This window comes from Shewanella sp. Sh95, assembly GCF_001308045.1.
Lineage (GTDB): Bacteria > Pseudomonadota > Gammaproteobacteria > Enterobacterales > Shewanellaceae > Shewanella > Shewanella xiamenensis.
In genome coordinates this window covers 1-426 of record NZ_LGYY01000253.1, presented here as the reverse complement: position 1 = coordinate 426, position 426 = coordinate 1, and the positions used below count along the sequence as shown (strand labels likewise).

Sequence of the window (426 nt, the reverse complement as noted above, 5' to 3'; positions counted from 1 at the left end):
CCATGTTTCTTCACTTTCCACTCACCTTCGCCATAAACCTTCAAGCCTGTCGAATCGATAGCCAAGTGCTCAATGGTGCCACGCGTCTTGGTTTTAAAAGCAATCTTGACGGCTTTCGCTCGTTTGCTGATACAAGTGTAATGTGGGCACGAAAGCGGAATATCAGCCAGTTTAAACACCGAGTTGATAAAGCCTTGTAACGCTCGCAGTGGCATAGAGAAAACACGTTTAACCATTAGTGCGGTGGTAATGGCTAAGTCGCTAAATACGTGTGGGCGACCTTTCCTTGGTTGCTCAGCCTTAGCTTTCCACTGGGCGATAGCGTCCTCATCAATCCAGAAGGTAAGTGAGCCACGATTAATTAAGGCTTGATTGTATTGCTTCCAGTTAGTTGTTTTATAGCGAGGTTTTGACACGATTGATGGG

Annotated in this window: 1 pseudogene; it reads right to left on the bottom strand. The window is 46.0% G+C overall.

Annotation, left to right across the window (positions count from 1 at the left end):
* A pseudogene (locus AEA42_RS19030) lies at positions 1 to 416 on the bottom strand (IS5-like element ISSpu11 family transposase); the annotation flags it as partial.
* Between the last annotated feature and the right edge of the window lie 10 nt (positions 417 to 426).